This is a genomic window from Alkalibacillus flavidus (assembly GCF_040545925.1).
In the GTDB taxonomy this organism is placed as follows: domain Bacteria; phylum Bacillota; class Bacilli; order Bacillales; family Alkalibacillaceae; genus Alkalibacillus; species Alkalibacillus flavidus.
In genome coordinates this window covers 175,942-181,941 of the sequence record NZ_JBEPMX010000004.1, presented here as the reverse complement: position 1 = coordinate 181,941, position 6,000 = coordinate 175,942, and the positions used below count along the sequence as shown (strand labels likewise).

Below are 6,000 nucleotides of genomic sequence, written 5' to 3'. Positions count from 1 at the left end.
CTCCGTGTATATGTTTGATGTGGTTATCTACATTTTACACGAAACTGTTATGAGTTGCTTTTTTTAGGTGTTGCACTTAATATTACAATTCGTCAATAGTAAAGATTATAGTGAAAAAGAGAGGGTATGTTTATGAGACAATTGTATTTATATATCGTAGTATTCGCTATTTTATTATTGTCAGGTTGTTCTGTTACTAACCTATTGGAAAAAAGTGATACTGAATCTCAATCTCCAAACATAGAAGAAAAGTCGCGCGATGAAGAAAAAGTTCAGGGTAAGAGTCAACAAGAAGAACAAATTGACACAAATTCTAATACCCAAACTGAAAATGTCCAAGATGAATTAGGTAAGACACAAGCACATATTTTAGACTGTATTGATCAATTTAATCAACATATTAATAAAGTGAAATTGCCATCACAAAAACTTAGGTATAGGTCGTCATATAATACTCGTTCGACTCTGGCCGCAGATAATCGATTCCACCTTACATTACATATGCAAGTAGAAATGCCACAAAAACCTGTTGAATACAAACCGTTTCAACTTGATGTGGTGCCTTATGCTGAAGAAAAATATACTCATTATGAGTCAACATTTAATCGCGAGAAAGTTTCTTATAATGATGGCACTTTTGATGTGCTCATTAATTATGAAGAACCTGAATTAGTATTCGCTGATAATACCTATTTATATCATATGACGTCCAACACTAATCGCCCTGAACATGAAGCGGTTCCCATGAACGTTGATGAATTAATGAATGTTGTTTCTAATTTTTCGGAGGATTCGGTGTATAAAAAATTCTATACAGCTGGAATGGAGCAATTCTCAATACCGAATTACATTCCAAATCTAGACAAAGATCCTATTACGTTACAAATGGTTTATACGCATGACGGTTTACAAGTAGATAATACAAAGAAAGAGTTCCATGTACAAAATGAGACAATTCATATTACACAGAAACAAGATGAGTTGAGGCAAGTGGAGGAAGTTTTAAAAGAAACGGAACAACATGATTTGTTCAAAAAATTCAAGGTTAATCAACGTAGTGGTTATTTATTAGAGACAGGACCTAATGATTTTGCTGCACAAACTGGTGAACAAAATATTTTAATTTCAAAACCTAAAGTGGCACAAAGTGAATCAGCAAAAGTCAGACCAAAGGAAATTGACAATTGGAATAAAATTGTTAAACGAACATTTGAAAGTATGTTCAAATAGTTATAAAAACCGTTCCGAATTTAGCTTTATATCAAGTTCGGAGAGGATTTTTTTATAACTGAATTACGTTGATATCTGATCACATGCTGATGTTAAGACCTGTTTTTCTGGCTATCTCCTCGAACCTTTTGCCTGCTGAATACACTCTTTATATAGTTAAATTTGTAAATTTTATAGATTTCATGGGAAAAATTTAGTATTATTATGGGTGATAACTTCGAGCTTATATAGGAGTGAAGCACTTGATTATCAATCAAAATATACCAGCACTGCAGAATTTAAATGAACTTAACTCGAAATCTAAAAATGTCGCAAAAGATATGCAAACATTAGCTTCAGGCAAGCGAATTAATCAAGCAGCTGATGATGCAGCTGGCATGACGATATCTCAAAAGATGAAGGCTCAAATCAAAGGGCTTAAACAAGCTAGTCAAAATATAGAAGATGGTATAAGTTTAGTTAATACGGCTGAATCAGCATTAGGAAACATTCAAAACCCTAACTTACAACGCATGCGTGAACTCGCCGTTCAGGCAGCGAACGATACGTTGTCGAAAGAAGATAGACAAACCATCCAAAAAGAGATCGATGAAATTAAAGGAAATATTCGCGGTATCGCCGAAAACACCGAATTTAATACACGACAACTTTTAGCCCCATCAAAGGTAGGGGACCCAGATAAACCGACAACTGGTGGTGGAAAAGCAGATGTTGTGTTTTTTATTGATGATTCGGGGTCTATGTCTGAACAAATCGATATGGTGAAGGACGGAATCGAGAGTTTTGCCGGTGATCTATCAGCATATGGTGATGTTCGAATTGGAACTGTTAGTACACTTGAAGAAAATACAGGTAGAACAATGGCGTTAACTGAAGATATTGAAGAAGTGAAAAACCACTTGGATTCTGTTCACGTGGCAAATGGAGGAGCAACATCTTATCCATATCAAAAAATGATGGATTATGCACCTGATGGTAATCAAGCTGAAGATTTAAGTTATGCGAACGATTCGAATAAAGTATTCGTATTATTAACAGATACAGGTGATGAATCGGATTTACTATCTAATGATGTTGATCAAACGACATATCCTAGTCAACAAGAGGTACGCAATAAATTGGATCAACATCAAATATTCAGCTATGTTTTTGGTGTAGAGGATAGAGGAACTGGTGACAACACATTTGATGATGAGAGTGAGTATGATCAAATAGCAGATGAGATGTTTATACCAGAAACGACAGAAGATATTTCTCAAAACATCTCACCAGAACTATCCGATAAAATCATTAATGATACGGATTTAGGTGAACCTGCTGAAGAACTAAACCCAATAAAGCTACAAGTCGGTCCGAATAATGGTGATAAATTTACGATCGAGTTATTTGATGCCCGGCCTGAAAATCTAGGGATTGGTAATGTGAAAGTAGATCCACAAGAGAAGGCGAATGAAGCGATTGCTCTAGTTGATGAAGCGATTCAAAAGGTGTCGGAACAGCGGTCGAAGTTCGGATCGTATGAAAATGCATTAGAACACACATTGAATAACGTGACGAATGCAGAAGTGCAATTAACGAAATCACGGTCGAAAATCAAAGATGCTGATATGGCAAGTGAAGTGATGTCGTTGAACCAGCATAAGGTGCAGTTGCAAGCCGCGATGTCAATGTTCACACAAGCTAACCAAAATCCGCAGTCGTTATTGCAGTTTTTAGAATAATACCATTATAGTTATAAAGCAACGAATGAATGGTGCATTTTAAAAATTGAACACCCCTGAAGATGATTCGATAAATCAGGCATCTTCAGGGGTGTTTCTATTCAAAAGTTGCATTCTGTTGTGCTTGTTGAACTTCTTTTCTCAAAGAAAAGTATATCGAAATGGCGCGAATAACTCCAGGTATCCAACCGAACATGAAAAGGAATCCGAGAACAATCGCCCACCTCATGGGGCTTCCTTCTTGGTATGTTTTTCGCTCTTAATATGTATAATAGCGATTGTTCAAGAAATGGGGGGGGGAGTCTATTCTTACGGATAAAATTGACTATACTAATTACTCTTTTGTAGAATCATATTAGATTTTACTTTTTGATACAGGAGATAAAGCCATGAAAAATTATATTTTGACAAGTATCATTATGGTCCTTGGTGTGCTATTCATCTATGGGTGCACAGATGACGGGGAAGACAATGAACATAATACGCAAAATAAGTCAGAAACGGGCTTTGGTTTAACAGAAGATAATCATTCATTTAAGTTTAATGATTTAACGTTTAGTATGAATGACAATTTTGACATCATATTTAATGAAGAAACAACGAAGGATTGGGGCCACGCGGAAGACTATATTTATACATATAATATAGAGCATGATGGTAACCATGTAGCTAATTTAAAAGTAACTAATCGAACCTTTGAAGAAGGTGGTATTCTTTTTACTGAGATAAAAGAGGAAGGATCACCTGATGTAACATTTGACTTAACATATGATGTGGATATTGATGATGCCTGGCACAGTTTTGATGAATTGGATTATACTTTTAACCATAATCCTACTGTGGGTGTGGATCCCCTTAAGGGGCCATCTACATTATTGAATAGTGAAGAAGGTTCTTACTTATTTGGCCGTGGAACGTTATCACATGATACGACCGAAGAATATGAAGAGGGTAATCAAAGTCAGGTTCGTGTATTAGATGAAATGCTTGAGGAAGAGAGTTTAGACCCTATTGAGTATGAATGGAATTTCGATGGAAAAGCTGAACAATTTCAGACTTGGGTTATGTATTCGGATGAGAAATTGATTGAAGATGAAGCATACATTGATGAGATTAAGACTGATATGGTCGAAAATTACCGTCGTTATCAAAAATGGTTAACACCTGATGGTATTTATGCAAAGCTGCCGTGGTCAGTTAAACCATTTGATGAAATGGGGTACGGGCGTAATATAGGCTATCAATTCCGAAGTGAACACCGTAAACAATATCACAAAAAGGAAGAGTTGTATGATGTGTTGTTTATGCGGAACATGATTACGTCAATAGAAGTGATAAAAGATGACTTTCCTAGTTATGACCTTCCACCTACAGAATACACGAGCTCGTGGTTACAACAACCTTATGGCTTACAAGCGCCGTATTTAGACACGAGACATTTATCGGGACTCGGGTTGTTTTATTTGAACATGATGGAAATTTTTGAAGTCGATTATATGGATGAATATTTGTTGTATGCGGATTATTTAGTTGAATCATTAGATGATCCATCAAATTCATTTTCGGTGGGGAATGATTATCGACTTATTGGTGATTATGATGGACCTGGTTTAACTGAGATCCCCCACGCTAGTTTGAACCACGTCCTAGCTGAAATTCATTATTTAATGAAAGCGTATTTTGAAACTGATGATACCACGTATTTAGATGCTGCTCATGATATGAGGTCTGCTGTTGAAGAAATAGGAACTGATTGGATTCGAGAAGAAGGCGAGTATGCGGGTGATTTATGGTATCAAATCAATAGCGATTTAACGTTTTCAGGTAATGATTATGCATGCTTAACATTAGAAGATCTACATTTTGCTCAGGAAGACTTTGCGCAAACAGAGTATGGAAAAAGTGACATGTTAGAAACGTTATATGAATCAAAATTAAATTCAGGTGTGTGTGACAATGCGCCACATTTGAGTGACTAGGGTACTTAAATTTGATTAGTGAATCATTTTGAAATTTTGACAAAAATGTCACATTTGTAATGACAAAATAAGTTATATAGTTTATATTTAGTGATAAATACCTAATCTTGTAGTGGAGATTAGGTATTTATTTTTTAGGTACAAAGTGTTTTTTAGGCTTATTGTAATAAAATTTAATTTACTGAGAGGTGTTTGTATGTTTTGTTCGAATTGTGGGAATCAAGTTGCTGAAGATGCGAAATTTTGTGAGGCGTGCGGGCATCAAGTAGGTCAATCTGCAAGTCCGTCAGGCGGATCTGTTACAGCGAATTCAGAGAAACCAAATGAGTACATATCGAAAGGGAAAGAGGTTTCATCAGCATATTTCAATGTATTCGTAAAGCAGTTGAAATCACCATTCTATGAAGCAAGACAATTGCATGAAGATAAAATGATGAATGGTTTAATGACATTCGTGTTGTTAGCAATTTCAATATCATTAACGTTTTTCATAATAGCCAATAATGTGGCTCGAGGTCTGTATGATGGGCCTTCGTTCGGTTCAATCTTTTTCGGTGGAGCGGTCTCTATAGTTGTGATGCTGTTTTTAGTTTCGTTAGTTATTTTTGTCACTTTGAAGATTATGAGGGTTGAAACGAGTTATGGTGTTGTCGTTAATCGTTTAGGTTCGCTTTTATCAATTTCTTTACTTATATCATTAATTGCAGTCTTTTTCGCCATTGTTCAAGTGAATGTTATGGCTAACTTCATTTTATATTTCGCTTATTTAACGGCATCTATTGCCATTTTTGCTGTCATTTTCTCATTTGATCGAAATGAAAAAGGCGGAATTGACCCAGTGTACGGTGTGATGATTGCATCGGTTGGAACTGCTCTTGTATTTACGTTTGTCTTTATGGTAGTTATGGCATCATTTGTTGATAATCTTTTATTTTAGTTTACTAGATGACTTGAATTAAAGTTGTTTGATGTAAACAGAGACCCGAATGGTCTATTTGAAAAAATAGATCATTCGGGTCTTAATTTTGTGTTAAATATCGTGGAGACTGGGAAATCGCCGTATGTGGTCG

At 35.6% G+C, this 6,000-nt stretch carries 4 protein-coding genes; all 4 read left to right on the top strand.

Going from position 1 to position 6,000, the window contains the following annotated elements; all coding sequences use genetic code 11:
- Positions 1–132 precede the first annotated feature (132 nt).
- The gene (locus tag ABID56_RS05835; protein WP_354219685.1) at positions 133–1,230 is read left to right on the top strand and encodes a hypothetical protein; all 1,098 of its coding nucleotides are present in this window, start codon (positions 133–135) and stop codon (positions 1,228–1,230) included.
- Positions 1,231–1,472: 242 nt separating this feature from the next.
- A complete protein-coding gene (locus ABID56_RS05830; protein ID WP_354219684.1) occupies positions 1,473–2,951 on the top strand; it encodes a flagellin N-terminal helical domain-containing protein in 1,479 nt (492 codons plus the stop codon).
- Positions 2,952–3,340: 389 nt separating this feature from the next.
- On the top strand, positions 3,341–4,930 hold the full coding sequence (locus ABID56_RS05825; RefSeq protein ID WP_354219683.1) for a hypothetical protein: 1,590 nt from the start codon (positions 3,341–3,343) through the stop codon (positions 4,928–4,930).
- A 196-nt stretch (positions 4,931–5,126) separates the two neighbouring features.
- On the top strand, positions 5,127–5,867 hold the full coding sequence (locus ABID56_RS05820; RefSeq protein ID WP_354219682.1) for a DUF6574 domain-containing protein: 741 nt from the start codon (positions 5,127–5,129) through the stop codon (positions 5,865–5,867).
- The last annotated feature ends 133 nt before the right edge of the window (positions 5,868–6,000 follow it).

What these genes read in the sequence shown, in the direction of transcription:
- ABID56_RS05835 (WP_354219685.1), top strand. Translation starts at nt 133, where the DNA reads ATGAGACAATTGTATTTATATATCGTAGTATTCGCTATTTTATTATTG.
- ABID56_RS05825 (WP_354219683.1), top strand. Translation starts at nt 3,341, where the DNA reads ATGAAAAATTATATTTTGACAAGTATCATTATGGTCCTTGGTGTGCTA.
- ABID56_RS05820 (WP_354219682.1), top strand. Translation starts at nt 5,127, where the DNA reads ATGTTTTGTTCGAATTGTGGGAATCAAGTTGCTGAAGATGCGAAATTT.